The organism is Streptomyces sp. NPDC041713 (genome assembly GCF_055591085.1).
In genome coordinates this window covers 693,540-720,183 of the sequence record NZ_JBVIZY010000001.1, presented here as the reverse complement: position 1 = coordinate 720,183, position 26,644 = coordinate 693,540, and the positions used below count along the sequence as shown (strand labels likewise).

The following is a 26,644-nucleotide window of genomic DNA, read 5'->3' as shown; positions in this document are numbered from 1 at the left end:
CCATCGTGGAGTACGCCACTGACAATCGGCTCTGACCTGGGCCTTTGCCACGATGCATGGTTCCGGCCTATTTTTGTACTGACCAGTCAGTTCAAAAGGAGGGGCAGGGGGGACTGTGAACGGTCCGACCGACGGCGTGCCCATGGCCGCCGTCACCGCCGAGGAGTTCGGGCTCAAGGGGCCGCGGGGCTGGGCGTTCCGCGGCGTCACGTTCGCCGCGGAGCCCGGGTCCCTGACCGCGATCGAGGGCCCGTCGGGGACGGGCCGCACCTGTCTACTGCTCGCGCTGACGGGACGTATGCGCGCCACCGAGGGCGAAGCCTCCGTGGGCCGCTTCAGGCTGCCCGAGCAGCTGGCGGCGGTGCGCCGGATCAGCGGGCTCGGTCCTGTGCCGGGCGTGACCGACCTCGACCCCGCCCTGACCGTGGCCGAGCATCTGCGGGAACGGGCGCTCCTGGAGCGGCGGTTCGGCGGACCGCTGCGCGGACTCCTCAGGCCGCGCGCCGAGCGGCGGCAGGAGCTGCGGCTGCGCGTGGACGCCGCGCTGGCGGCCGCCGGACTCGACCTGGAGACGCTGCCCAAGGGCCGGCGGACCTCCGTGCGCGACCTGGAGCGGCTCGAAGTCCTGCGGCTCTCGGTGGCCCTGGCCCTGATCGGCCGCCCGCGCGTGCTGGGCGTCGACGACGCCGACCTGAAGCTCTCGGACGCCGAACGGACCGAGGCCTGGGCCATGTTGACGTCCCTCACCCGGTCGGGGACGACCGTGCTCGCGGTGTGCAGCGAGGCACCCGAGGGCGCCGTCGTGGTCCGCACCGGCCCCGCCAAGACCTCGGACGCCGCCTCGGCCTCCCACGACGACAAGGAGACGGCGGATGCGCTCGCCGAAGCTCGCCGCGCTTGAGCTCAGGCGCTTCGGCAGGGGGAAGCTGCCGCGTGCCGCGCTCGTCGCGCTCCTGCTGCTGCCCCTGCTGTACGGCGCCCTGTACCTGTGGTCCTTCTGGGACCCGTACGGCCATCTGAACCGGATACCCGTGGCGCTGGTCAACGACGACAAGGGGGCCACCGCGCAGGGCAAGAAGCTCGCGGCGGGCGACGACATCGTCGAGGGGCTGCGCGACAGCAAGTCCTTCGAGTGGCACGAGGTGAGCTCCGCCGAGGCGCGCAAGGGCGTCGAGGACGGCACGTACTACCTGTCGCTGACGATGCCCGAGGACTTCAGCAAGCGCATCGCGTCGAGTTCCGGCTCCTCTCCGGAGACGGGCGCCCTCCGGGTGAAGACGAACGACGCCAACAACTACATCGTCGGGCAGATCTCGCGCACGGTCTTCTCCGAGGTGCGCTCGGCCGCGTCCACGAAGGCGTCGCGCTCCTTCCTCGACAAGATCTTCATCTCGTTCTCCGACATCCACGGCGAGACCAAGAAGGCCGCCGACGGCGCCGACAAGCTGGACGACGGCATCGGCAAGGCGAAGAAGGGCTCCAAGGACCTCGCGGACGGCCTGACGAAGGCCAAGAAGGGCAGCGGCGACCTCGCCGGGGGCATCAAGAAGCTGCACACCGGCGCGGGCGACCTGGAGGACGGCTCCAAGCGGGTCGCGGACGGCACCCAGAAGCTGGCCGACAAGGTCGACGGCGCGGCCGGCCAGGTACGGCCGTTCCTCAAGGACAACGGCAAGACCATCGGGGACACCGCTCAGCTCGTCGCCGACTCCGCCAAGGCCCTGCACCGCAACCTGGACGACTGGGTGAGGCTCGCGCCCGGCGCGGCCAAGGGCGCGAAGGACGGCTCCCGGGCGATCGGCAGGTTCTACACGGACCGCTGCGTGAAGGCCCCGGTGCCCGACCCGTTCTGCCCGCGGATCAAGGACGCCAAGGAGGCCGCGGAGAACGTGTCGACCATCGCGGACGACATGAACACCGTGATCAAGGACCACGACAGCGACGTCAAGCAGCTCGACAAGAACCTGACCGCGCTGCAGAAGAAGTCGCAGGCCCTCGCCGACCGCGCCCCGCACCTCGACGAGGACCTGGAGAAGGCCGTCTCCCAGATCGACCGGCTCAACAAGGGCGCCGGCAAGGTGGCCGACGGCGCCAAGAAGCTGCACACGGGCCTCGGCACGGCCAAGACCGGCGCCGTCGACCTCGACACGGGCCTCGGCAAGCTGGAGACGGGCGCCGGCGACCTCAAGGGCGGCCTGTTCAAGCTGGCCGACGGGTCGGCGAAGCTGTCCGGCGGGCTGCACGACGGCGTCAAGAAGATCCCGGACTACGACAAGAAGGACCGCGACGAGCGCACCGATGTCATGTCCGACCCCGTGCAGCTCGCCTCCCAGTCGCTGCACAAGGCGCCCAACTACGGCACCGGCTTCGCCCCGTACTTCATCCCGCTCTCTTTGTGGGTCGGCGCGATGGTGGCGTACATGCTGATCCAGCCGCTCAACCGGCGCGCGCTCGCCGCGGGCGCCTCCGCGTGGCGGATCGCGTTCGCGGGCTGGCTCCCGGTGGCCGCCCTGGGGGTGCTCCAGACGGCGGCGCTGCTTTCGGTCCTGCACTGGGGGCTCGGCCTGGAGATGGCCAGGGCGGCCGGGACGGTGGGCTTCCTGTGCCTGGTGACGGCGTGCTTCGCGGCGATCGTGCAGTGGCTCAACGCCCGCTTCGGGGCGGCCGGGCGGATCCTCGTCCTGGCCGCGCTGATGCTGCAGCTGACGTCGGCGGGCGGCACGTACCCCGTCCAGACCAGTCCCGGCTTCTTCAGCGCGATCCACCCGTTCCTGCCGATGAGTTACGTCGTCGAGGCGCTTCGCAGACTCATCACGGGCGGCGGCCTCGGCCCCGTCTGGCAGGGCTGCGCGGTCCTGACGGCCTTCACCGTGGGCGCCCTCGCGCTCACCGCGCTCTCCGCCCGCCGCAAGCAGGTGTGGACGCTGGACCGGCTGCACCCGGAGCTGACCCTGTGAGGCCGGCGGCGCCCGGCCGGCCCGCTGGACCTGTGAGAATCGGGGCCATGGACAGCAGTGCAGGCAGCACCCGTCGCGAGGCCACCCGGCAGAAGCTCTACGAGGCCGCGGTCACGCTCATCGCCGAGCAGGGCTTCTCGGCCACGACGGTCGACGAGATCGCCGAGCGGGCCGGGGTCGCGAAGGGCACCGTCTACTACAACTTCGCCAGCAAGTCGGTCCTCTTCGAAGAGCTGCTGCGGCACGGTGTGGGCCTGCTCGCCGCCTCCCTGAGGGAGGCCGCCGAGGAGGCGGACCGCGGCGGCGGCAGCAAGGTCGACGCCCTGGACGCGATGATCAGGGCCGGACTGGTCTTCATCAACCGCTATCCGGCCTTCACCCAGCTGTACGTGGCCGAGCTGTGGCGGACCAACCGGGCCTGGCAGTCCACCCTGCTCGTGGTCAGGCAGCAGGCCGTCGCGGTGGTCGAGGACGTGCTGCGGGCGGGCGTGGAGGGCGGCGAGCTCAGCGAGGAGATCGACATCCCGCTGACGGCCGCCGCGCTCGTCGGCATGGTCCTGGTGGCCGCGCTGGACTGGCAGGCCTTCCAGCCGGAGCGCTCGCTGGACGACGTGCACGCGGCGCTCTCGCGGCTGCTGCAGGGCCGGGTGAGCGGCACGCGCGCGTAGCCGACGTCTTCCGGAGCGGCCGACGGCCGTGACTCGCGTGAGAAAAGGCGCCGGGCCGGTGCCGCCCGTTCCCTGGCGGCACCGGCCCGGCGCTTCTCCCGTCCCCCGCGACCCCCCGTTCGCCCCCGTGCGGTCGCCCCCGAGTCACCCCCGTGTCTCGCTCCCGCCGACGTGCGACGGGAGGAGCGGTCAAGGGCGCGGCACGGTTCCGCCGCCCCGTGTCGGCGGTACCGGTGCCGCGCCCTTCTCCGTGCCCCACACTCTTCCGTCTGCGCAGGTGAAACCCCATCCGCGCGCGTACTCATCTCACCCCCTAGGTACGGATACTCAGACGTGGGCGCTCAACCCCGGCCCGGGCCGTCCTGGACTGGTTACGATCACGTCCGTGTCCGTACTCCCCCTGGTCTTCACCAGCGGCTGGGCGAGCGGGATCAACGCGTACGCCGTTGTCCTGCTGCTCGGCGTCTTCGGAGCGACCGGTGTCAGCGACGAGGTCCCCGAGGCGCTCCAGCGGCCCGACGTCCTCATCGCCGCCGGCGTGCTCTTCCTGTGCGAGGCGGTGGCCGACAAGATCCCGTACGTCGACTCGGTCTGGGACGCGGTGCACACCGTGATCCGTCCGGTCTCCGGCGCCGTGGTGGGGGCGCTCCTCGCGGGGCAGAGCGGATCCCTCCCGGATCTGGCCGCGGGCGCGGTCGGCGGCTCGACCGCGCTGGCCAGCCATGCGGTGAAGGCCGGCACGCGGATGGCGGTCAACAGCTCGCCCGAGCCGTTCAGCAACATCGTGCTGAGCACCGCCGAGGACCTCGGGGTCGGCGGCATCATCAGCTTCGCGATGTTCTATCCGGAGGCCGCCGCGATCATCGCGGCCGTCCTCCTGCTCCTCGGCCTGTTCCTGCTGTTCTTCCTCGTCTCACGGATCCGGCGCTTCCTGCGGCGCCGGGCGCAGCGGCGCGAGGAGAGGCGGCTCGCGGGCCGCACCGGACCACCGCCGTTCTGAGGCCCAGCCCTTACGAAGACCCCGCCCGGGTGGGGCTCCGGGAGGGACTGTCGGTGGCGGCCGATAAAGTCCCTGGCATGGCACGGATTGTGGTGATCGGCGCCGGGATGGGCGCGATGACGGCGGCCGCCCGGCTGGCCGTCGCGGGCCACCGGGTGGTGGTGTACGAACGGGGCGGGACGTACGGCGGCGCGCTCGGCCGCGTCGAGCGCGACGGCTTCGCCTTCGACACCGGACCCGCGCTGCTCCAGCTCCCCGCGGTCTACCGCGACCTGTTCGTCAAGACGGGCAAGGAGCCGCTGGAGAAGTGCGTCGAGCTCTCCCAGGTGGAGCCCGCCGTGCGGCACGTCTTCGCGGACGGCACGACGGCGGACCTGCCGAACGCCTCACGCGCGGGCGTGGGCGAGGCGCTTGACGCGGCCCTCGGGGACGGCGCGGGCGCCCGCTGGGCGGCGTTCATGGACCGCGCGCGAGAGGCCTGGGACCGCACCCGCCGCCCCCTCCTGGAGGAGCCCCTCTGGCCGAACTGGGAGGTGCTCGCCGAGCGCGAGCCGTACCCGTCGGTGCCGCACAAGCGGCTGCTGCGCCGGGAGCGCCGCGCGAGCACCCTGGCCGAGGTCGGCGAGCTCGAACTGGGCGGCGATCCGCGTCTGGTGGCGCTCCTGGAGCAGTTCGCGCTCGCCCAGGGCCTCGATCCCCGTACGACACCGGCGAGCGCCGCCGTCCTGCCGTATCTGGAGCAGACGTTCGGCGTCTGGTCGGTGCGCGGCGGGATGCGTGGGCTGGCCAGCGCGGTGTACGAGCGGTGTCTGGCCCGGCGGGTCGAGTTCGTGTTCGAGGCGGCGGTGACGCGGATCGTCGAGAAGGACGGCCGCGCGGCGGGCGTCGAGCTCGCCGACGGCACCACCGCGGAGGCGGACTTCGTCGTCGCCGGTGTCGCGCCGGCCGCCCTGGAGTCCCTGCTGTCCGGCGCCGAGGTGCGGGCGCCGGGCGGGGTTCCCGCGCGGACCGGCCTGCCGAGCCGGCTGACGGTGCTGCTCGCCCTCTCCGGCGGCCGCCCCGAAGGCACCCCGTACCGCACGGTGTTGCACTCCACCGACCGTCAGGACGAGCTCGACCGCCTCTTCGGCGAGCGCCCCGGGCTGCCCGACTCCCCCACCCTCGCGGTGCTCCGCCCCGGCGACCCCGATATGACGCCGGACGCGGCCCACGAGGCCGTGACGCTCACGGCGACGGTGCCCGCGCATCTGGAGGTCACCGAGGACGACGTGCGGCGCGTGATCGCCCGCGCGGAGGCCGTGCTCCCTCAGCTGCGCGACCGCCTCCTGTGGCACGAGGTCCGCACCCCGGCCGACGTCGCGGAGTCCACCGGCGCCGCCGGCGGCGCGGTCCCGCCCCCGGCGCTCGCCGCGGCCGGCGGCAGGCTGCTGCACCCGTCCAACACCACCGGCCTCGCGGGCCTGTTCACGGTCGGCGGCTGGTCCCACCCGGGCGGCGGCCTCCCCCACGCGGGCATGTCCGGCACGCTGGTCGCGGGGCTGATCGTGGAGGGACCGGAGTTCCGCGGCTCACAGTGAGCTGAGCGACGGGGGCGCGAAGACAGGCGCTCAGTACCGGTACTGCTGCTCGTTGTGGCCCGAGCCGTCGTATCCCCCGGCGTTGCCTTCCTGGTAGGGATACGGCTGCTCCGGCGGGAGTTCGCCGCCGTGGGACGCGTCGGTGCTGCGCTGCTGCGGCACCCAGACGCCGCCGGGCGGGGTGTCGTCGTACGTCTCGCCGAGCCCGCCGTAGGTGTCGCCGCCGTACGGGGCGTACTGCTGCTGGTCGCCGTAGCCCTCGTAACCCTGCGCGCCGTAGGTCTGGGTGCCGATGTAGGGGTCGGAGTAGGCGGCGTACTGCTGTCCGCCCTGCTCCTCGTAGCCGTAGCCCTGCTGTTGCTGGTCGTAGCCCGCGAAGGCCGCGGGGTCGTAGCCGAAGGCGTCGCTCTGGTGGGTGCCTGCGGCGTCCTGCGGGGCGTACGGCGCGTCGCTGTACACGCCGTACTGCCCGGTGTCGTCCGGCATCGGCTCGGGGGCGTAGACACCCTCCCCGGGGACGTCGGGACCGTGGACGGGCACGTCAGGGCCGTGTGGAGGGACGTCCGGGCCGTGCGCGGGCGGCGGTGGGACCTCGTACTCCAGGTCGGAGACCTGCAGCGTCGGCTCCGGGGCTGGGCCGCCCCGCTTCGCCGGCGCCTTGCGCCGCCTGCTCAGGCCCGGCTGCCCGCCGAGGGCCCAGCCGGTGGAGAAGCCCCGGCGGAACGACAGCGTCACGTACGTCTGCCCGGTGGCGAAGGCGATGGCGCCGAGGCCGATGATCCACACCGAGGGGATCACCACCCCGATGACGACCCCGAGGAAGCCCCCGAAGGCCAGCAGGCGCCAGCGCAGCCTGGCCTTGTACTGCAGCAGCACCTCGCCCAGCAGCCACAGCGCGACGAATCCGAACGCGATGTAGAGGACCGTCCAGCCCATGTACGCCCCTCTCCCCTACGGCCGCGGCCCCAGGGGTACGACCGTTTCAGGCCTGCCGGTGCAGGCCCAGATTCTCGTAGATCTCCAGCGTCGCCGTGGAGTTGTTCAGCGTGATGAAGTGCAGTCCCGGCACACCTTCGGCCAGCAACCGCGCGCAGAACTCCGTCGCGAACTCGATGCCAATGGAGCGTACAGCGGCGGGATCGTCTTTGGCCGCGAGCATCCGCTCTTTCAGCCCGGCCGGGAACACGGCGTTGCTGAGCTGGGGCAGTCGGTCGAGCTGGCGGACGTTGGTGACCGGCATCATCTCGGGGATGATCGGGGTGTCGCAGCCGGCCGCCTCGACGCGGTCGCGCAGCCGCAGGTACTCCTCGGGGTCGAAGAACATCTGCGTGATCGCGTAGTCCGCGCCGGCCCGGCACTTGTCGATGAAGTACCGGGTGTCGGACTCCCAGTCGGCCGAGCGCGGGTGCATCGCGGGGAAGGCCGCGACCCCCACGCAGAAGTCCCCGGACTCCTTGATGAGCTCGACCAGTTCGGCGGCGTAGGTGAGGCCCTCGGGGTGCGCGATCCAGTCGCCCAGCGGGTCGCCGGGCGGGTCGCCGCGGACCGCGAGCATGTTCCTGATGCCCGCGTCCGCGTACTGCCCGATGATGTTGCGCAGTTCGGCCACCGAGTGGTCGACCGCGGTCAGGTGGGCGACGGGCGTGAGCGTGGTGTCGGCGACGATCTGCTGGGTCTCGCGGACCGTGCCGGTGCGGGTCGAGCCGCCCGCGCCGTAGGTCACGGAGATGAAGTCCGGGGCAACCGCCTCGACCCGCCGCAGCGCGTTCCAGAGGTTCCGCTCGCCCTTCGGGGTTTTCGGGGCGGAGAACTCGAACGAGAACGTCGTTTTCCCGGTCGCGAGCATGTCGCGAACCGTGCGCGCACGGTCAGTCCTGGTCGAAGCTGTGCCTGAGGCCATATGGGCAGGTTAGCCAGGCTGCGGCGGTCCCCCAACCGGGCCGGGGGAATTTGGCCGGTTTGCCGGTTTGTTGTCCACGGATCGGACACCCCGGGAGGCCGCTCAGTCGGACGTACGCAGCCGCTTGGCGAAGTCGGCGGCCGCGGCGCCCGGGTCGTCGGCCTCGGTGATCGCCCGGACGACGACGACGCGGCGGGCACCGGCGTCCAGCACCTCGTCCAGGTTGCCCGCGTCGATGCCGCCGATGGCGAACCAGGGGCGGTCCGTGCCGAGCGAGGCGGTGTACCGGACCAGGTCGAGGCCGGGGGCGTGGCGGCCCGGCTTGGTGGGGGTGGGCCAGCAGGGGCCGGTGCAGAAGTAGTCCACGCCGGCCTGGACGGCGGCCGCGGCGGCCTCCTCGTCGGCGTGCGTGGAGCGGCCGATGAGGACGTCGTCGCCGAGGACCGCGCGGGCCGCGGGGACGGGCAGGTCGCCCTGGCCGAGGTGCAGCACGTCGGCGCCGATCGCGTGGGCGACGTCCGCGCGGTCGTTCACCGCGAGGAGCTTGCCGTGCCGCCGGGCGGCGTCGGCGAAGACCTGGAGGTGCTCCAGCTCCTCGGCGGCCTCCATGCCCTTGTCGCGCAGCTGCACGATGTCGACGCCGCCCGCGAGGACGGCGTCGAGGAACTCCGGGAGGTCACCCTGGCGCTTGCGGGCGTCCGTGCACAGGTACAGCCGGGCGTCGGCGAGCTGAGCGCGGTGATCGGCGGCAGCGGCAGCCATGGAAAGTCCCCCCGTTGTCGGTGGCGTCCGTGGGTGCGGGGCGCGTGAGGTCACGCGCCCCGCACTCCGGACGGTGTGTTCAGGTCAGACGGCGAGCGCCTGGGCGCGGCGCTTCACCTCCGTGCCGCGATTCTCGCTCAGCGCCTGCGCGGGGGTGCCGGGCAGGGTCGGGTCGGGGGTGAAGAGCCACTCGATCATCTCTTCGTCGGAGAAACCGTCGTCCCTCAGGAGCGTCAGGGTCCCGGCGAGGCCCTTGACGACCTTGTCGCCGTCGATGAAGGCCGCCGGCACCTGCAGCGCGCGGTTCTCACCACGGCGTACGGCGATCAGCGTGCCCTCCTTGACCAGCTGGCGCACACGGGTCACCTCGACATCGAGCATTTCCGCGATGTCGGGGAGGTACAGCCAGGCGGGGACGAGCGCGTCGGTCTTCGTGTCAATCTCGGTCACAGGCCCAGGGTATCTCCGGCCGGGGTCCTCGGGCGGATGGCGGGGGCCGGGGACCGCCTTCTTCAGGCGTCCACCTCAGAGCGCCGCCTTCTTCAGCGGCACCGACGCGTCCACCACCAGGGCCGGGTCCAGCGGGGTCGACGACTCGATGAGCCGGCGGCCCTGGGCCAGGTCCCTCGGGCGGCCCACCGCGAGGACCGCGACCAGGGCGCCGTCCCGCAGCCAGCACACCGACCAGGCCATGCTCGCCGGGTCGCCCCGCCACACCAGCTCGTCGGCGCCCTCGTGGTGGCCCGCGTACTGCACGAAACGGCCGAACTGCTCCGACCAGAAGTACGGCACCGGGTCGTACGGGGCAGGCGTCTCGCCGATGATGTTCGCCGCCACCGTGCGCGGGCCCTGCAGGGCGTTGTCCCAGTGGTGCACGAGGAGGCGTTCGCCGTACCGCGCGGAGGGGAAGGACGCGCAGTCGCCGACCGCGTACACGTCGGGCGCCGACGTGCGGAGGCGGTCGTCGGTCACGACCTCACGGTGTGCCCCGAGCTCGATCCCCGAGCCGGTCAGCCAGCCGGTGGCGGGGCGGGCGCCGATGCCGACGACCACGGCGCCCGCGGGCAGCCGGGTGCCGTCGGCCAGGACGACAGCGCCCGGCTCGACGCGGGCCACGCGCGCGCGGGTGCGCAGCACCGCTCCGGAGTCCGCGTACCAGCCCGCCATGGGGGCCGCGACCGCCTCGGGCAGCGCCCCGGCGAGGGGCCGTGCCGCGGCCTCGACGACGGTGACCGCGCAGCCCGCCTCACGCGCGGCCGTCGCGAACTCGGCGCCGATCCAGCCCGCCCCGACCACCACGACGTCGTGCTGCTCGGCGAGGACCGGGCGCAGCCGCGCGGCGTCGTCCAGGGTGCGCAGCAGATGGACGCCGGGCACGCCCTCGGTGCCGGGCAGCGTGATGGGCTCGGCGCCGGTCGCGAGGACCAGGACGTCGTAGCCGAGGGGGCCGTCCGCGGTGTCCAGGGCGTGGTCGGCGGGGCGGACCCCGGTGACCGTGCGGCCCAGGCTCAGCTCGATGCCGAGCGCCTCGAAGTCGATGTCGAAGGCGGAGCCCTCCGCCTTGCCGAGCAGCACCGCCTTGGACAGCGGCGGCCGGTCGTACGGCTGGTGCGGCTCGGCCCCGACGACGGTGACCGCGCCGGTGAACCCCTGCTCGCGCAGTGCCACCGCGGTCTGTACGCCGGCCATCCCCGCGCCGACGATGACGACGCGCCGCTCGCTCTGCCCCTGATTCGCGCTCTGCCTCTGCTGGTCGCTCACCCGATCACTGTAGGGCGGCGGGCAAGAGGGCCCGCAGGCGCGGGGCAGGAGATCTCTGACACACCGTCACCGCCCGTACCCGGACGGCTCCCCTACTGCCGCGCGGGGCGACGGGCTAGGGTGGCCGGTGCAGAGCACTCGCGGGAGCCCGGACGCACCGGGCTGAGAGGGAGGCTGGGACGGCCTCCGACCGTACGAACCTGATCCGGGTCATGCCGGCGAAGGGAGGGGCTGGACGCCCATGCATCCACCACAGACGACACATCCCCGTACGACCGCGTCGTCCGCGACCTCTGACGTCCTCGTCGTCGGGGGCGGTGTCATCGGCCTGGTCACGGCCTGGCGCACCGCACAGCGCGGGCTCTCCGTCGCGGTCGTCGACCCCGAGCCCGGCGGCGGCGCGGCGCGGGTCGCGGCGGGCATGCTGGCCGCCGTCACCGAGCTGCACTACGGCGAGGAGACGCTGCTCGCCCTCAATCTGGCCTCCGCGCGCCGCTATCCGGCCTTCGCCGCGGAGCTGGCCGAGGCGAGCGGGCGCGACCTCGGCTACCGCGCGTGCGGCACGCTCGCCGTCGCGCTCGACTCCGACGACCGCGCCCACCTGCGCGAACTGCTCGCCCTTCAGCACCGTTCGGGTCTTGAGTCGCAGTGGCTGAGCGGCCGCGAGTGCCGCCGCCTGGAGCCGATGCTGGCGCCGGGGGTGCGCGGCGGGCTGCGCGTCGACGGCGATCACCAGGTCGACCCGCGCCGGCTCACCGCGGCGCTCATGGTGGCCTGCGAGCGTGCCGGTGTGGTCTTCCACCGCGTCCGGGCCGAGCGCCTGTCCGTCGTACGCGACCGGGCGGCCGGGGTGGTCCTCGCGGACGGCACCGAGCTCGCCGCGGCGCAGACCGTGCTCGCGGCGGGCAGCCTCAGCGGGCGCCTCGCCGGCGTCCCGGACGACGTCCTGCCGCCGGTCCGCCCGGTCAAGGGGCAGGTGCTGCGGCTGACGGTGCCGAAGGCGTACGCGCCGTTCCTGAGCCGCACCGTGCGGGCCGTGGTGCGCGGCAGCCACCTCTACCTCGTACCGCGCGAGAGCGGCGAGCTCGTCGTCGGCGCCACCACCGAGGAGCTCGGCTGGGACACCACGGTCACCGCGGGCGGCGTGTACGAGTTGCTGCGCGACGCCCACGAACTGGTGCCCGGCATCACGGAGCTGCCGCTCACCGAGACCCTCGCGGGGCTGCGTCCCGGCTCGCCCGACAACGCCCCGCTGCTCGGTCCCACGCGGCTGCCCGGCCTCCACCTGGCCACCGGCCACTACCGCAACGGCGTCCTGCTGACGCCGCTCACGGGGGACGTCATGGCGCACGCGCTGACCACCGGTGAACTGCCCGAGGAGGCCCGCCCGTTCACCCCGCGCCGCTTCGACGGCGCCGCCGCCGAGAGCCCCGCACCCCTTCCGCCCCGCCCGCAGTCCTTCACGGAGCAGCCCGTATGAGCACGCCGTTCGCCGTTTCCGTCAACGGAGAAGCACGGGAGGTGGCCTCGGGCACCACGCTCGACGCCCTCGTCGCCACGCTCTCCACGGCGCACTCCGGTGTCGCCGCCGCCGTCAACGAAACCGTCGTCCCGCGCGCGCAGTGGCCCCGCACGTCGCTCGCCGACGGCGACCGCGTCGAAGTACTCACCGCCGTCCAGGGAGGCTGAACCATGGCAGACGACCCCTTCGTCATCGGCGGACTCACCTTCTCCTCGCGCCTGATCATGGGCACGGGCGGCGCGCCGAGCCTCGACGTCCTCGAACGCTCCCTCGTCGCGTCCGGCACCGAGCTGACCACCGTCGCGATGCGCCGCCTCGACCCGGGCGTACAGGGTTCGGTGCTCTCCGTCCTCGACCGGCTCGGCATCCGCGTCCTGCCCAACACGGCGGGCTGTTTCACCGCGGGCGAGGCCGTCCTCACCGCCCGGCTCGCGCGTGAGGCGCTCGGCACGGACCTGGTGAAGCTGGAGGTGATCGCCGACGAGCGCACCCTGCTCCCCGACCCCGTCGAGCTCCTGGACGCCGCCGAGATCCTGGTGGACGACGGCTTCACCGTTCTGCCGTACACCAATGACGACCCGGTGCTCGCGCGGAAGCTGCAGGACGTGGGGTGCGCGGCGATCATGCCGCTCGGCTCGCCCATCGGCTCCGGGCTCGGCATCCGCAACCCGCACAACTTCCAGCTGATCGTGGAGCACGCGCGCGTGCCGGTCATCCTCGACGCGGGCGCGGGCACGGCGTCCGACGCGACCATCGCGATGGAGCTGGGGTGCGCGGGCGTGATGCTCGCCTCCGCGGTGACCCGGGCGCAGGAGCCGGTGCTGATGGCGGAGGCGATGCGGCACGGCGTGGAGGCGGGGCGGCTCGCGCACCGGGCCGGGCGGATCCCGCGGCGGCACTTCGCGGAGGCGTCCTCGCCCGTGGCGGGCATGGCCCGGCTCGATCCGGAGCGGCCGGCCTTCTGACCTCGGTCCGGAGCGGCCGCCCTGCCGACCTCGGTGGGAGCGGCCCGTGCGGTGCGGGTGGGAGCGTCACAGCTCGGCTGCAGTCCCGCCCACAAGCGCCCGGGCCGCTGGAGGTGTCGGCGGCGCCTCGTAGACTCCCCTGCGTGGACACGACCCTTCAGGACCCGCTCGTCGGGCAGCTGCTCGACAGCCGTTACCGCATCGACGGACGCGTCGCGGTCGGCGGGATGGCCACGGTCTACCGGGCCGTGGACACCCGCCTCGACCGCGTGCTCGCGCTCAAGGTGATGCACCCGACGCTGGCGGCCGACGCCTCCTTCGTCGACCGCTTCATCCGCGAGGCGAAGTCGGTGGCCCGCCTCTCGCATCCGAACGTGGTCGGCGTCTTCGACCAGGGCACGGACGGGTCGTACGTCTACCTCGCGATGGAGTACGTCGCGGGCTGCACCCTGCGCGACGTGCTGCGCGAGCGCGGGGCCCTGCAGCCGCGTGCGGCGCTCGACATCCTGGAGCCGGTCCTCGCCGCGCTCGGCGCCGCGCACCGCGCGGGGTTCGTGCACCGCGACATGAAGCCGGAGAACGTCCTCATAGGGGACGACGGCCGGGTCAAGGTCGCCGACTTCGGCCTCGTGCGCGCGGTCGACACCGTCACCAACACCACCGGCACGATCCTCGGCACCGTCTCCTACCTCGCCCCCGAGCAGATCGAGCACGGCACGTCGGACACCCGCGTGGACGTGTACGCCTGCGGGGTCGTGCTCTACGAGATGCTGACCGGCGCCAAGCCGCACTCCGGGGACTCCCCCGCCCAGGTCCTCTACCAGCACCTCAACGAGGACGTGCCGCCCCCGTCGGCGGCCGTCCCCGGGCTCGCGTTCCCGCTCGACGAGCTGGTCGCCTCCGCCACGGCGCGCACCCCGGACGTCCGTCCGTACGACGCGGTGGCGCTCCTCGCCCAGCTTAGGGAGGCGCGGGCGGCCCTGACCGAGGAGCAGCTCGACGCGGTGCCGCCGCAGGCGCACGCGACGGCGCCCGACGGCGCCGAGGACCGCACGACGGTGATCCCGCGCGCGGCCCGCTCCGTCCAGCTCCCGCTGCCCGCGGAGGACGGACGGGACGGCCAGGTCGGTCAGGGCGCCCAAGGCGGCCACGCCGGACAAGGCGGTCAGGACGAGCTGAACCGCACCAGCATCCTCGCGACCCCGCCCTCCGCACCGCCCGCGCCGCCCGTCGCGGGCCGGACCTCCCGGCGCCGGTTCGACCCGCGCCGCCGCATGATCGCCGTGATAGCCGGCGTCCTGCTCGTCCTCGGGCTCGGCACCGGCATCTGGTACATCAATTCCGGCCAGTTCACGAAAGTCCCGCCGGTCCTCTCGAAGACCGAGGCCCAGGCGAAGCAGCGGCTGGACGAGGCCGGGCTCGAAGTGGGCGACATCAAGCGCAAGTACAGCGACACGGACAAGCGCGGCACCGTCATGGCCAGCGACCCCGCCGCGGGCGACCGCATCCGGCAGAACGACAAGGTGACGCTGACCGTCTCCATGGGCCCGGACACCGTCAAGGTCCCCGACGTGAAGAACATCCCGCTGGCCACGGCGAAGAAGGAGCTCAAGAACGCGGGGCTCGCGCCGGGCATGGTCACCAAGGGCTTCAGCGACGACGTCGAGAAGGGCTCCGTGATCAGCACGGACCCGCGCACCGGCTTCACCCGCAAGGCGGGCTCGGCCGTCGCGCTCGTCGTCAGCAAGGGCCGCGAGGTCGAGGTCCCCGGGGTGGTCGGAGAGTCCCGGGCCGACGCCACGGCCGACCTGGAGGACGCCGGGCTCAAGGTCGAGATCGCCGAGAAGTGGGTCACCTCCGAGGAGGAGGACAAGGGCGACGTGGCCAAGCAGTCGCCCGCCGAGGGCCGCTCGCTGGCCGAGGGCGACACGGTCACCCTGACCATCTCCAAGGGCCCGCCGATGATCGAGGTCCCGGACGTCACCGGCATGAACGTGGACGACGCCACCGACAAGCTGGAGGCCGCCGGCTTCGAGGTCGACGAGGACCGCGGACTGCTGGGCATCTTCGGCGACACCGTGAAGAAGCAGTCGGTGGACGGCGGCGACCAGGCGCCCAAGAACTCGACGATCACGATCACCATCCGCTGAGACGCGCGCCGGGTGCCCTGGGGCCGGGAGACGCGGGCCGGGGCCGGGCGCCCCGGCCCGCTGTCAGTACAGGTCTCCGTCAGAACGGGTCTCCCGCACCACACCCCGAACCGCTGACCGAGCACTCCCGCGCCCGTGCCACCCTGGACGGCGTGAGCAGCGAAAAGTCCCCCAGCGTTTCCCCCGTGCCGTCCCGCAATCCCGTCGGCGGCCATGTCCCCGTGGCCGGCGGCCTCGCCACGGTCGGCCTCTCGTACGCCCGTGACCTCGGCGCCGAAGCCGTGCAGGTCTTCGTCGCCAACCCGCGCGGCTGGGCCACCCCGCCCGGCAACCCCCGGCAGGACGAGGCGTTCCGCGCCGCCTGCGCCGCCGAGCGGATCCCCGCGTACGTGCACGCGCCGTACCTCATCAACTTCGGCTCGCACACCGAGGCGACCGTCGAGAAGTCCGTGGAGTCCCTGCGCCACTCGCTGCGCCGGGCCCGCGAGATCGGCGCGCTCGGCGTCGTCGTGCACACCGGTTCGGCGACCGGCGGCCGGGAGCGCGCCGTCGCCCTGCGGCAGGTGCGCGAGCGGATGCTGCCGCTGCTGGACGAGCTGACGCACGACGACGACCCCTTCCTGCTCCTGGAGTCGACCGCGGGCCAGGGCGCCTCGCTCTGCTCCCGCACCTGGGACTTCGGGCCGTACTTCGAGGCGCTGGACGCCCACCCCAAGCTGGGCGTCTGTCTGGACACCTGCCACATCTTCGCCGCGGGCCACGACCTGACCGGCCCGAGCGGCATGAAGCAGACCCTCGACCTCCTGGTGGACACGGTCGGCGAGGGCCGCCTGAAGCTCGTGCACGCCAACGACTCCAAGGACGTCGCCGGGGCGCACAAGGACCGTCACGAGAACATCGGCACCGGCCACATCGGCGAGGAGCCCTTCCGCGAACTGATGCTCCACCCCGCCACGGAGGGCGTACCGCTGGTGATCGAGACGCCGGGCGGCAAGGAGGGGCACGCCGCCGACGTGGCGCGCCTGAAGGAACTCAGGAGCCTCTAGAACTCAAAAGCCCGCAGAACTCAGGAGCCTCTAGAGCTCGGGGCCGTCCCCGGGCTCCTCCTGGTACGAGTAGCGCTGCTCCTGCCAGGGGTCGCCGAGGTTGTGATAGCCGCGCTCCTCCCAGAAGCCGCGGCGGTCGGCGGTCATGTACTCGATGCCGCGGACCCACTTGGGGCCCTTCCACGCGTACAGGTGGGGCACCACGAGCCGGAGCGGGAAACCGTGCTCCGCGGTGAGGAGTTCGCCGCCCTTGTGGGTGGCGAAGATCGTGCGGTCGGAGTCGAAGTCCGCCATCCGCAGATTGGAGCTGAAGCCGTACTCGGCCCAGACCATCACATGCGTCGCGTTCGGCGCGGGCGGCGCGATCTCCAGGAGGGTGCGCGCGCAGACCCCGCCCCACTCGGCGCCCAGCATGCTGAACTTGGTCACGCAGTGCAGATCGGCGACCACCGTGTCGTACGGCAGTGCGGAGAACTCCTCGTGCGTCCAGCAGTGCTTCTCGTGGTCGGCGGTGGCGCCGAAGACCCTGAACTCCCAGCGCTCGGGGCGGAACTTCGGGACCGGGCCGTAGTGCGTGACCGGCCAGCCGCGCTGCAGCCGCTGACCCGGCGGAAGCTCCGGCTCCGCTGCCTGTCGAGATGCGCGTTCCGCCGGCTGACCCATGGCTCCATCCTGACAGACCCGGGGCGGTGGACGTGACCAGCCGCGGCCCCGGGGTCACCGATCGGGGCAACTCCTACTAAGCGTGCACTTACTGGACGGCTTCCGAACGCCGGTGCAAGGATGCGCGCTACCTGCCCAGTAACCCGTGTGGAAGGAGCCTCTGCGATGCAGGGCGACCCCGAGGTCATCGAATTTCTCAACGAGCAGCTGACCGCCGAACTCACGGCGATCAACCAGTACTTTCTCCACGCCAAGATGCAGGAAAACTTCGGCTGGACGAAGCTCGCGAAGTACACCCGGTCCGAGTCCTTCGACGAGATGAAGCACGCGGAGGTGCTGACCGACCGGATTCTGTTCCTCGACGGTCTGCCCAACTACCAGCGGCTCTTCCATGTCCGGGTGGGCCAGACGGTCACCGAGATGTTCCAGGCCGACCGGCAGGTCGAGGTGGAGGCGATCGACCGCCTCCGGCGCGGCATCGAGGTGATGCGGACCAAGGGCGACATCACGTCCGCGAACATCTTCGAGTCGATCCTCGAGGACGAGGAGCACCACATCGACTATCTGGACACCCAGCTGGAGCTCGTCGAGAAGCTGGGTGAGGCGCTCTACATCGCGCAGCTCATCGAGCAGCCGGAGAGCTAGGCGGCCTCGGGAAGCCGGGTGTCGGACAGCGGCTCCATCGCGGGCTCTCCCTGGTCCACCAGCTCACGGCGGGGGCAGCCGCCCCGGCCGAGCAGGGCCTGGATGCGCCGCACGCACGAACCACAGTCCGTGCCGGCCTTGCAGGCCGACGCTATCTGGCGGGGGGTGCAGGCACCGTCCTCCGCGTGCTTCTTCACCTGCGCTTCGGTGACCCCGAAACAGTTGCAGACGTACACGCGGTTCACCTCCCGGAGTGGACTCATCGGCAGCGCCGTCCCGATTGATCGGTGAGGCTAACCTAACCTTACCCATGCCCCCGAGTCCACAAAAGCCCTGATACGCCGGTGGGGCGCGGATCACATGGATCCGCGCCCCACTCGTGCGTACGGCGGAGAACTACTGGTCGCGGTACATCTCGGCGACCAGGAACGCCAGGTCGAGCGACTGGCTGCGGTTGAGCCGCGGGTCGCAGGCCGTCTCGTAGCGCTGGTGCAGGTCGTCGACGAAGATCTCGTCGCCGCCGCCCACGCACTCGGTGACGTCGTCACCGGTGAGCTCGACGTGGATGCCGCCGGGGTGCGTGCCGAGCGCCTTGTGGACCTCGAAGAAGCCCTTGACCTCGTCGAGCACGTCGTCGAAGCGGCGGGTCTTGTGACCGGAGGCCGCCTCGTAGGTGTTGCCGTGCATCGGGTCGGTGATCCAGGCGACGGTCGCGCCGGAGGCGGTGACCTTCTCGACGAGCTCGGGCAGCTTGTCGCGGACCTTGTCGGCGCCCATCCGGACGATGAAGGTCAGCCGGCCGGGCTCACGGTCGGGGTCGAGGCGCTCGATGTACTGCAGCGCCTCCTCGGCCGTGGTGGTCGGGCCGAGCTTGACGCCGATGGGGTTGCGCACCTGGGAGGCGAACTCGATGTGCGCGTGGTCCAGCTGCCGGGTGCGCTCGCCGATCCAGACCATGTGGCCCGAGGTGTCGTACAGCCGCCCGGTGCGCGAGTCGACGCGGGTCAGCGCCGTCTCGTAGTCGAGCAGCAGCGCCTCGTGGGAGGCGTAGAACTCGACGGTCTTGAACTCCTCCGGGTCGGTGCCGCAGGCCTTCATGAAGTTGAGCGCGTTGTCGATCTCGCGGGCCAGCTGCTCGTACCGCTGGCCGGACGGGGACGACTTCACGAAGTCCTGGTTCCAGGCGTGCACCTGGTGCAGGTCGGCGTAGCCGCCGGTGGTGAAGGCGCGCACCAGGTTGAGCGTGGAGGCGGACGCGTTGTACATCCGCTTCAGGCGCTCGGGGTCCGGGATGCGGGCCTTCTCGTTGAAGTCGAAGCCGTTGACGGAGTCGCCGCGGTACGTCGGCAGGGTCACGCCGTCGCGGGTCTCGGTGCCCTTGGAGCGCGGCTTGGAGTACTGCCCCGCGATGCGGCCCACCTTCACGACGGGCACGGACGCCGCGTACGTGAGGACGGCGCCCATCTGGAGCAGGGTCTTCAGCTTGTTCCGGATGTGGTCGGCGGACACCGCGTCGAAGGCCTCGGCGCAGTCGCCGCCCTGGAGCAGGAACGCCTCTCCCTTGGCGACGGACGCCAGTCGGGCGCGCAGCTGGTCGCACTCGCCCGCGAAGACGAGCGGCGGATACGACTCGAGGTCCGCGATCACATCGCGCAGAGCCTCGGCATCGGGGTACTCGGGCTGCTGCGCCGCGGGCAGGTTTCGCCAGGTGTTGCCACCGGTGGTGGTGGTCTTAGCGTTCACGGTCACCTCGTCAACATTACGGGGTGCGGAGCCCCGTCCATTCACCCGCTCACCAAGTGAGACGGAGCCGACAGCCTCCGCGCGGCCGGGCGGGTGATGGGTTAGGGTGCCGCTCATGCGTACGCAGACGACGAACCAGAACTGGTGGTGGCCCGCTCTCCCGGCGGCCCACTGACTCTGCGCACCCAGACTCGCGAAGGCCGCCCGAGGGGCGGCCTTCAGTGTTTCCGGGACTCCCCGGGCGGGCCGTTCCTCTCCGAGTGAGAAGGAACCCCATCGATGCACCTCACCGACCTGCTGTCCGACGACCGGCCGTTCGCCCTGCTGCGCCGCCGCACCCCGGGCCACGACCACGACACGGTCGAGGTCCTGATCGGCCCGACGGGCACGTACGAGCGGCTCGCGGACATCCCCGAAGGGCTCGCGCTCGTGCCCTTCCGGCAGATCAGGGAGCGCGGCTTCGACGTCCGCGACGACGGCACGCCGCTCACCGTCCTGACCCCGCAGGTGCGCCGCGAGATGCCGCTCGCCGAGGCGCTCGCCGCGCTGCCCGCGCACGACGTGCGGGTCGAGGGCGGCGCCTTCGACGTGGACGACACCGCGTACGCGGACATCGTGGAGCGGGTGCTGCGCGAGGAGATCGGCCGGGGCGAGGGCGCCAACTTCGTCATCCGGCGTACGTACGAGGGGCACATCCCGGACTTCGGCAGGGCCGACGCCCTCGCGCTCTTCCGGCGGCTGCTCGTCGGCGAGCGGGGCGCCTACTGGACGTACGTCGTGCACACCGGGGAGCGGACGCTGGTCGGGGCGAGCCCGGAGGTCCACGTCCGGATGTCCGGCGGGACCGTCGTCATGAACCCGATCAGCGGGACCTACCGCTACCCGGCCGCCGGGCCCACCGCCGACGACCTGCTGTCCTTCCTCTCCGACGGCAAGGAGATCGAGGAGCTGTCGATGGTCGTCGACGAGGAGCTCAAGATGATGTGCACCGTCGGCGACATGGGCGGTGTGGTGGTCGGGCCGCGCCTGAAGGAGATGGCCCATCTCGCGCACACCGAGTACGAGCTGCGCGGCAGGTCGTCGCTGGACGTGCGGGAGGTCCTGAAGGAGACGATGTTCGCGGCGACCGTCACCGGCTCGCCCGTGCAGAACGCCTGCCGGGTGATCGAGCGGCACGAGGCCGGCGGCCGGGGCTACTACGCGGGCGCCCTCGCCCTCATCGGCCGCGACGCGGGCGGCGCGCAGACCCTGGACTCCCCCATCCTGATCCGTACCGCCGACATCAGTGCGGCCGGGCGGCTGCGGGTCCCGGTGGGCGCCACGCTGGTACGCGGCTCCGACCCGATGGGCGAGGTTGCCGAGACCCACGCGAAGGCGGCCGGGGTCCTCGCCGCGCTCGGCGTCCGGCCGGGCCGCCCGCGCGCGGAGGGCGCAGGCCCCGCCCTCGCCGACGATCCGCGGGTGCGGGCGGCGCTCGACGGGCGGCGGGCCTCCCTCGCGCCGTTCTGGCTGCGCATGCAGGAGCCGCGGGACGAGCTGGCCGGGCACGCGCTCGTGGTGGACGGCGAGGACACGTTCACCGCGATGCTCGCGCACGTGCTGCGCTCCCTGGGCCTTCGGGTGTCGGTGCGGCGCTACGACGAGGCGGGGCTGCGGGAGACGGTGCTCGCGCACCGGGGCCCTGTCGTGCTCGGCCCCGGCCCCGGCGACCCGTCCGACCTCACCGACCCGAAGATGCGCTTTCTGCGGTCGCTGACGGCCGAGGTGATCCGCACCCACCCGTACGGCGTGCTCGGCGTCTGTCTCGGGCACGAGCTGATCGCGGCGGAGCTGGGCCTGGAGATCGTGCGCAAGGACGTGCCGTACCAGGGGGCGCAGACCCGCGTCGAGCTGTTCGGGCGGCCGGAGACCGTCGGCTTCTACAACAGCTTCGTGGCGCGGTGCGACGCGGAGACGCGGGCGGAGCTGGCCGCGCACGACGTGGAGGTCGCCGTGGACGGCGTCGGCGGCGAGGTGCACGCCGTGCGCGGCCCCTCCTTCGCGGGCGTGCAGTTCCACCCGGAGTCGGTGCTGACGCTGCGCGGCACCGGCATCGTGCGGGACCTGCTCGGTCAGCTGCTCGCCTCGGCGGGCACGAGGACGTTCTCGGAGCGGCGGCCCGCGCTGTAGTCGAGGACGTTGCGCACCGTGGTGTCGATGATCTGGCCGACCGCGTCCGTCGTGTAGTACGCCTGGTGCGAGGTGACGACGACGTTGGGGAACGTGACGAGGCGGGCCAGGGTGTCGTCCTCGACGACCTCCAGGGACTTGTCGAGGAAGAACAGCCCGGCCTCCGCCTCGTACACGTCGAGGCCCACGCCCGTGAAGCGGCCCGCCCGCAACTCCCCGACCAGGGCGTGGGTGTCGATCAGGCCGCCCCGGCTGGAGTTCACCAGGATCGCGTCGTCCTTCATCGTGCGCAGCTCGTCGGCGCCGATGAGGTGCCGGGTGGCGGGGAGCAGCGGCACGTGCAGGCTGACCAGGTCCGCCTCGGCGAGGAGCCGGTCCTTGTCCACGTACGTCATGCCGAGGGCGGCGCAGGCGGGGTTCTCGGCGACGTCCCAGCCGAGCAGCCGCATGCCGAAGCCGTGCGCGATGCGGGTGAAGGCCTCGCCGATCTTGCCCGTGCCGAGCACGCCGACGGTGCGGCCGCGCAGGTCGCGGCCCATCAGCCCGTCGAGGCGGAAGTCGAAGTCGCGGGTGCGGTTGCTGGCGCGGACGATGCGGCGGTTGACGGCCATCGCCAGGGTCCAGGCGAACTCGGCCACGGAGTAGGGCGAGTAGGACGAGACGCGGGCGACGGTCAGGCCGAGCCGCTCGGCGACCCGCAGGTCGATGTTGTTGAACCCGGTGGAGCGCTGGGCGATCATCTGCGTCCCGCCGGCGGCGAGGGTCTGCAGGACGTGGTTGTTCAGGGTCGCGTTGACGCTGGAGGAGATGATCTCGTAGCCGGCGGCGATGGGGGCGGTGTCCTCGTTCAGGAACACGTCGAGGCAGCGCACGTCGTGGTGTCCCGCGAAGGCCTTCTCGATCAGCGGCTTCTCGTCCGCCTGCACGCCGAACGCGAGGATCTCCATGGGCGCGAGTCTAGGTACCGCGCGCAGGGACGGCACCCGGAGCACACAGGGACGGCGCCCGGGGCCGGGGCCGTCCCTGCATGCGGTGGCGTCAGCCGAAGAAGACGCCGACCTCCTTGTACAGCGCCGGGTCGACCGTCTTCAGCTTCGCCGTGGCCTGCGCGATCGGGACGCGGACGACGTCCGTGCCCTGCAGCGCGACCATCTTGCCGAAGTCGCCGTCCCGTACCGCGTCGATGGCGTGCAGGCCGAAGCGGGTGGCGAGCCAGCGGTCGAAGGCGCTCGGGGTGCCGCCGCGCTGGACGTGCCCGAGGACCGTGGTGCGCGCCTCCTTGCCGGTGCGCCCCTCGATCTCCTTGGCCAGCCACTCGCCGACCCCGGAGAGCCTGACGTGCCCGAAGGAGTCCTGCGACCCGTCCTTGAGGACCATCTCGCCGTCCTTGGGCATGGCGCCCTCGGCGACGACGACGATCGGGGCGTACGACGCCTTGAAGCGCGAGGTCACCCAGGCGCAGACCTGGTCGACGTCGAAGCGCTGCTCGGGGATGAGGATGACGTTGGCGCCGCCCGCGAGGCCCGAGTGGAGCGCGATCCAGCCCGCGTGGCGGCCCATGACCTCGACGACGAGGACGCGCATGTGCGACTCGGCGGTGGTGTGCAGGCGGTCGATCGCCTCGGTGGCGATGCCGACCGCGGTGTCGAAGCCGAAGGTGTAGTCGGTGGCGGAGAGGTCGTTGTCGATGGTCTTCGGGACGCCGACGACCGGGATTCCGTACTCGTCGGTGAGCCGGGCGGCGACGCCGAGGGTGTCCTCGCCGCCGATCGCGATGAGGGAGTCGACCTCGTGCTTGGCGAGGTTCTCCTTGATGCGCCGCACGCCGTTCTCCGCCTTGAACGGGTTGGTGCGCGAGGAGCCGAGGATGGTGCCGCCGCGCGGCAGGATGCCGCGGACCGCGGGGATGTCGAGCGGGACGGTGTCGCCCTCCAGCGGACCGCGCCAGCCGTCCCGGAAGCCGACGAAGTCGTAGCCGTACTCCTGCACGCCCTTGCGGACGATGCCCCGGATGACGGCGTTGAGCCCGGGGCAGTCGCCGCCTCCGGTCAGTACGCCAATTTTCTTGGCCCCCATAGGAAAAGTCCCTTCGCCTCAGTGACCTGATGCGAGTCACGCTAATGGTGACCCAGGTCACTCCGGGACGGTACGAACGGTCAATTCCTGTACTGCGCAGGCAAGTTGATCACGCGCTTTCACTCGTACGAGGGTCACGCGACGGCTGCCTCGGGGTCAGGCGTCGTCCAGGCCCCGCTCGATCGCGTACCGCACGAGCTCGACCCTGTTGTGCAGCTGGAGCTTGCCGAGGGTGTTCTGGACGTGGTTCTGCACGGTGCGGTGCGAGATGACCAGGCGCTCGGCGATCTGCTTGTAGCTCAGGCCCTTGGCGACCAGGCGCAGCACCTCCGTCTCGCGGTCGGTGAGCCGCGGGGCCTCCGGGTCGTCCGGGGTGCCGGCGGCGGGCTCGGTGGCCAGGCGGCGGTACTCGCCGAGGACCAGGCCCGCGAGGCCCGGCGTGAAGACCGCGTCGCCGACGGCCGTGCGGCGCACCGCGTCGATCAGCTCCTCGGTGGACGCCGACTTCAGGAGGTAGCCGGTCGCGCCGGACTTGACCGCTTCCAGGACGTCGGCGTGCTCGCCGCTCGCGGAGAGGACCAGGACGCGCAGCGCCGGGTTGGCGCCGACGAGCTCCTTGCAGACCTGCACGCCCGGCTTCAGCGGGAGGTTCAGGTCGAGGACCAGGACGTCGGGGGTGACCGCCTGGGCGCGGCGGACCGCCTGCTCGCCGTCGCCCGCCGTGGCGACCACGTCGAGGCCGGCCTCCGCGAGGTCGCGGGCGACCGCGTCGCGCCACATGGGGTGGTCGTCGACGACCATGACCCTGGTGGGGGCGGCCGCGGCGGGCCCTGCCGTGCCCGTGGCCGCTGCCGTCCCGGTGGCCCCCGTGGCCTCGGCCGTCACGGTGGCCCCTGCCGTCCCGACGGCCTCGGCCGTCTCGGCGGCCTCCGTGGCCGGATTCTGCCTCTGGTGCTCGTTCATCTCGCCTTTCCCGCCTTCCCCCGTGCCTCCCGCGCCTCCGCGCGCGGCACCTTCAGTTCCACTTCCGTCCCCTGGCCCGGCACCGAGATCAGCTCGGCCGTGCCCCCGATGTCCCGCAGCCGCCCCCGGATCGACAGCGCGACCCCGAGCCGGCCCTCCCCCTCGGCCTCCGCGAGCCGCCCCTCCGGGATGCCGGGGCCGTCGTCCCTGACCGTCACGATCACGTCGTCCGGCTCGTCCTCGACCAGGATCCAGGCGCGGGCGTCGGCGCCCGCGTGTCGGCGGACGTTGTCCAGGGCGGCGCCGACGGCGGCCGCCAGCTCCCGCGCGGCCCGCGGCGCGAGGAGGACCGGCGCGCCCGGCTCGGAGAGCGTCACCTTCGACCCGGCGTGCGGGGCGAGGAGCGAGCGCAGATCGCACGGCGCCGTGTCGTCCGGCTCGTCGTCCGGCACCTCGACCTCGCGTACGACCGCGCCCTGCGAGACGTCCTCCGACGCGTGCGAGGCGGGGACCAGGCCCCCGGCGACCAGGGTGCGCAGCGCGACCTCCTGCTCGCCCGCGAGCCGGCCGAGCTCCGCGGCCTCGCCGCCGATGGCCGTGCCGCGGCGCTGCACCATGGCGAGGACCTGAAGCACGCTGTCGTGGATGTCGCGGGCGAGCCGTTCGCGCTCGCGGGTCGCGGCCTCTATCTCCAGGGCGCGGGCCAGGGTGCGCTCGGAGGCGCGGGCCAGCTCCACGACGTATCCGATGGCGATGGAGGCGATGCAGACCAGCAGGACGTTGTGCAGGGTGTCGCGGCTGAACGCGCCGCGCTGCACCACGTTGGCGACGCCGACCAGGAGGGACGCCGAGGCCGCCCAGCGCCAGCCGCCCTTGATCGCGAACGCGAGCACGGAGCCCGCGGTCCATATGGAGGGAAGCGTCGGGCCGCCGTCGACGATCCGCTGCTGGGAGTCGGCGAGCGGCGTGAGCAGGATGCCCACGATCGCGACGGTCAGGTCGGCGAAGAGGAAGCGCCGGGTGCAGCTCGCCGCGTTCGCGACGCGGGGCAGGGTGGCCAGCGTCCAGGGGGCGAGCACCGCGTAGTAGGCGACGGCGAGCCAGGGGCGGTCCAGCTTCTCGTGCGCCGCGACGAAGAGGCCGATCGCGTACAGCATCGTCAGGACGCGGTAGGCGGTGAGCGCGCGCCACAGCGGCTGCTCGACCGACATCCTCATGACTTTCTCGCGCTTGGCCATGTCCCCCACCGCCGTCTTCCCACCCGTTCCCCGCCCCTGAACGGACGCGGCTAAGCGCCGGAACGTTCCTTGTCGCCCGCGCCCTTCTCCGCGCTCTTCTCGGCGCTCTTCTCCAGGGCCTTGGCGGCCTTGGCCTCCTCGGCGATCTGGCGCTTCGCGGCTGTCGCGTACATGTCGACGTACTCCTGGCCGGAGAGCTTCATGATCTCGTACATGACCTCGTCGGTCAGCGCGCGGAGCACGAAGCGGTCCTGCTCCATGCCCTGGTAGCGGCGGAAGTCGAGCGGCTTGCCGATGCGGATGCCGGGCCGCATCAGCTTGGGCAGCACCTTGCCGGGCGGCTGGATCTTCTCCGTGTCGATCATCGCGACGGGGAGCACGGGGGCGCCGGTGGCGAGCGCCACGCGGGCGAGGCCGCCGGGCTTGCCGCGGTAGAGGCGTCCGTCGGGCGAGCGGGTGCCCTCGGGGTAGATGCCGAAGAGCTCGCCGCGCTCCAGGACGTCGATGCCGCTCTTGATCGCCGCCTCGCCCGCGCCGCGCCCGCCGGAGCGGTCCACCGGGAGCTGGCCCACGCCCTTGAAGAAGGCCGCGGTCAACTTGCCCTTCACGCCCGGCGAGGTGAAGTACTCCGCCTTGGCGATGAAGGTGACCTTCCGGTCGAGGACCGCGGGCAGGAAGAAGGAGTCCGAGAACGAGAGGTGGTTGCTGGCCAGAATCGCGGGGCCTTCGGCGGGGACGTTCTCAAGGCCCTCCACCCAGGGCCTGAAGCCGAGCTTCAGCGGCCCTCCGATGGCAACCTTCATTGCGCCGTAGATCAAACCGAGTGCCTCCTGTGTCTG

The 26,644-nt window shown here is 72.3% G+C and carries 25 protein-coding genes and 1 riboswitch; of the genes, 12 read left to right on the top strand and 13 right to left on the bottom strand.

Annotated features, from left to right (window positions below; translation table 11 throughout):
- Positions 1–142: 142 nt before the first annotated feature.
- From ACZ6CV_RS03105 to ACZ6CV_RS03085, 5 genes are all read left to right on the top strand, one after another.
- Positions 143–901 (top strand): ATP-binding cassette domain-containing protein, encoded by a 759-nt coding sequence (locus ACZ6CV_RS03105; protein WP_469249608.1) that lies wholly within the window; start codon positions 143–145, stop codon positions 899–901.
- The gene (locus ACZ6CV_RS03100) at positions 873–2,957 is read left to right on the top strand and encodes a YhgE/Pip family protein (RefSeq protein ID WP_469249170.1); all 2,085 of its coding nucleotides are present in this window, start codon (positions 873–875) and stop codon (positions 2,955–2,957) included. The genes ACZ6CV_RS03105 and ACZ6CV_RS03100 overlap by 29 nt, the downstream gene beginning before the upstream one ends.
- Before the next feature lie 47 nt (positions 2,958–3,004).
- Positions 3,005–3,625, top strand: coding sequence for a TetR/AcrR family transcriptional regulator (locus ACZ6CV_RS03095; protein ID WP_362377000.1), 621 nt, complete (start codon positions 3,005–3,007; stop codon positions 3,623–3,625).
- Positions 3,626–4,010: 385 nt separating this feature from the next.
- Positions 4,011–4,625 carry a DUF4126 domain-containing protein gene (locus ACZ6CV_RS03090; RefSeq protein WP_362368235.1) on the top strand — a complete coding sequence of 205 codons (615 nt, stop codon included), beginning with the start codon at positions 4,011–4,013 and terminating at the stop codon, positions 4,623–4,625.
- Positions 4,626–4,702: 77 nt separating this feature from the next.
- Positions 4,703–6,202 carry a phytoene desaturase family protein gene (locus ACZ6CV_RS03085; protein ID WP_469249167.1) on the top strand — a complete coding sequence of 500 codons (1,500 nt, stop codon included), beginning with the start codon at positions 4,703–4,705 and terminating at the stop codon, positions 6,200–6,202.
- A gap of 30 nt (positions 6,203–6,232) precedes the next feature.
- On the opposite strand, the gene ACZ6CV_RS03080 is transcribed toward ACZ6CV_RS03085, so the two are convergent.
- From ACZ6CV_RS03080 to ACZ6CV_RS03060, 5 genes are all read right to left on the bottom strand, one after another.
- Positions 6,233–7,138, bottom strand: a complete 906-nt coding sequence (locus ACZ6CV_RS03080; RefSeq protein WP_469249165.1) for a hypothetical protein — start codon at positions 7,136–7,138, stop codon at positions 6,233–6,235.
- A 46-nt stretch (positions 7,139–7,184) separates the two neighbouring features.
- Positions 7,185–8,102, bottom strand: a complete 918-nt coding sequence (gene metF / locus ACZ6CV_RS03075) for a methylenetetrahydrofolate reductase [NAD(P)H] (protein ID WP_469249163.1) — start codon at positions 8,100–8,102, stop codon at positions 7,185–7,187.
- Positions 8,103–8,204: 102 nt separating this feature from the next.
- On the bottom strand, positions 8,205–8,864 hold the full coding sequence (thiE, locus tag ACZ6CV_RS03070) for a thiamine phosphate synthase (protein ID WP_362368225.1): 660 nt from the start codon (positions 8,862–8,864) through the stop codon (positions 8,205–8,207).
- A gap of 84 nt (positions 8,865–8,948) precedes the next feature.
- On the bottom strand, positions 8,949–9,314 hold the full coding sequence (locus tag ACZ6CV_RS03065) for an Rv2175c family DNA-binding protein (RefSeq protein ID WP_355813619.1): 366 nt from the start codon (positions 9,312–9,314) through the stop codon (positions 8,949–8,951).
- A gap of 75 nt (positions 9,315–9,389) precedes the next feature.
- Positions 9,390–10,553 carry an NAD(P)/FAD-dependent oxidoreductase gene (locus ACZ6CV_RS03060; RefSeq protein ID WP_362368324.1) on the bottom strand — a complete coding sequence of 388 codons (1,164 nt, stop codon included), beginning with the start codon at positions 10,551–10,553 and terminating at the stop codon, positions 9,390–9,392.
- A gap of 202 nt (positions 10,554–10,755) precedes the next feature.
- Positions 10,756–10,869: riboswitch (TPP riboswitch) on the top strand.
- Between ACZ6CV_RS03060 and thiO the strand changes: the two genes are divergently transcribed.
- The 5 genes from thiO (at position 10,867) to ACZ6CV_RS03035 (ending at position 16,308) form a co-directional block, all read left to right on the top strand.
- Positions 10,867–12,105: a glycine oxidase ThiO gene (gene thiO, locus ACZ6CV_RS03055; protein ID WP_469249160.1), complete on the top strand. Its 1,239-nt coding sequence runs from the start codon at positions 10,867–10,869 to the stop codon at positions 12,103–12,105. Its footprint overlaps the riboswitch before it by 3 nt.
- Positions 12,102–12,314: a sulfur carrier protein ThiS gene (gene thiS / locus ACZ6CV_RS03050; protein WP_469249158.1), complete on the top strand. Its 213-nt coding sequence runs from the start codon at positions 12,102–12,104 to the stop codon at positions 12,312–12,314. The genes thiO and thiS overlap by 4 nt, the downstream gene beginning before the upstream one ends.
- A gap of 3 nt (positions 12,315–12,317) precedes the next feature.
- Positions 12,318–13,112 (top strand): thiazole synthase, encoded by a 795-nt coding sequence (locus ACZ6CV_RS03045; RefSeq protein ID WP_355813626.1) that lies wholly within the window; start codon positions 12,318–12,320, stop codon positions 13,110–13,112.
- Between the two features lie 143 nt (positions 13,113–13,255).
- Entirely contained in the window at positions 13,256–15,262 is a 2,007-nt protein-coding gene (gene pknB, locus ACZ6CV_RS03040; RefSeq protein ID WP_469249156.1) for a Stk1 family PASTA domain-containing Ser/Thr kinase, read from the top strand.
- Between the two features lie 152 nt (positions 15,263–15,414).
- Complete coding sequence (locus ACZ6CV_RS03035) at positions 15,415–16,308, top strand: deoxyribonuclease IV (protein WP_469249154.1); 894 nt, start codon at positions 15,415–15,417, stop codon at positions 16,306–16,308.
- Positions 16,309–16,338: 30 nt separating this feature from the next.
- Here ACZ6CV_RS03035 and ACZ6CV_RS03030 read toward each other — a convergent pair whose 3' ends face one another.
- Entirely contained in the window at positions 16,339–16,971 is a 633-nt protein-coding gene (locus ACZ6CV_RS03030; protein WP_469249152.1) for a sulfite oxidase-like oxidoreductase, read from the bottom strand.
- A 165-nt stretch (positions 16,972–17,136) separates the two neighbouring features.
- On the opposite strand from ACZ6CV_RS03030, the gene bfr reads away from it, so the two are divergent.
- Positions 17,137–17,616: a bacterioferritin gene (bfr, locus tag ACZ6CV_RS03025; protein ID WP_355813637.1), complete on the top strand. Its 480-nt coding sequence runs from the start codon at positions 17,137–17,139 to the stop codon at positions 17,614–17,616.
- Here the strand turns inward: bfr and ACZ6CV_RS03020 are convergent.
- Together ACZ6CV_RS03020 and ACZ6CV_RS03015 are read right to left on the bottom strand one after the other, a co-directional pair.
- Positions 17,613–17,879, bottom strand: coding sequence for a (2Fe-2S)-binding protein (locus ACZ6CV_RS03020; protein WP_469249149.1), 267 nt, complete (start codon positions 17,877–17,879; stop codon positions 17,613–17,615). The genes bfr and ACZ6CV_RS03020 overlap by 4 nt on opposite strands.
- A 133-nt stretch (positions 17,880–18,012) precedes the next feature.
- Positions 18,013–19,365: a class II 3-deoxy-7-phosphoheptulonate synthase gene (locus ACZ6CV_RS03015; RefSeq protein ID WP_355813642.1), complete on the bottom strand. Its 1,353-nt coding sequence runs from the start codon at positions 19,363–19,365 to the stop codon at positions 18,013–18,015.
- Positions 19,366–19,638: 273 nt separating this feature from the next.
- On the opposite strand from ACZ6CV_RS03015, the gene ACZ6CV_RS03010 reads away from it, so the two are divergent.
- Entirely contained in the window at positions 19,639–21,528 is a 1,890-nt protein-coding gene (locus ACZ6CV_RS03010; RefSeq protein WP_469249147.1) for an anthranilate synthase family protein, read from the top strand.
- On the opposite strand, the gene ACZ6CV_RS03005 is transcribed toward ACZ6CV_RS03010, so the two are convergent.
- The 5 genes from ACZ6CV_RS03005 to ACZ6CV_RS02985 all read right to left on the bottom strand — a co-directional run bounded on the left by ACZ6CV_RS03005 (position 21,471) and on the right by ACZ6CV_RS02985 (position 26,608).
- Positions 21,471–22,475, bottom strand: coding sequence for a 2-hydroxyacid dehydrogenase (locus ACZ6CV_RS03005; RefSeq protein ID WP_469249145.1), 1,005 nt, complete (start codon positions 22,473–22,475; stop codon positions 21,471–21,473). The two genes, ACZ6CV_RS03010 and ACZ6CV_RS03005, sit on opposite strands and share 58 nt — an antisense overlap.
- 91 nt (positions 22,476–22,566) lie before the next feature.
- A complete protein-coding gene (locus ACZ6CV_RS03000; RefSeq protein WP_469249143.1) occupies positions 22,567–23,604 on the bottom strand; it encodes a 6-phosphofructokinase in 1,038 nt (345 codons plus the stop codon).
- Between the two features lie 156 nt (positions 23,605–23,760).
- Complete coding sequence (locus tag ACZ6CV_RS02995) at positions 23,761–24,405, bottom strand: response regulator (RefSeq protein ID WP_469249607.1); 645 nt, start codon at positions 24,403–24,405, stop codon at positions 23,761–23,763.
- 158 nt (positions 24,406–24,563) lie between these two features.
- Complete coding sequence (gene macS, locus ACZ6CV_RS02990; protein WP_469249141.1) at positions 24,564–25,805, bottom strand: MacS family sensor histidine kinase; 1,242 nt, start codon at positions 25,803–25,805, stop codon at positions 24,564–24,566.
- A 50-nt stretch (positions 25,806–25,855) separates the two neighbouring features.
- Complete coding sequence (locus ACZ6CV_RS02985; RefSeq protein ID WP_469249138.1) at positions 25,856–26,608, bottom strand: lysophospholipid acyltransferase family protein; 753 nt, start codon at positions 26,606–26,608, stop codon at positions 25,856–25,858.
- Positions 26,609–26,644 lie beyond the last annotated feature (36 nt).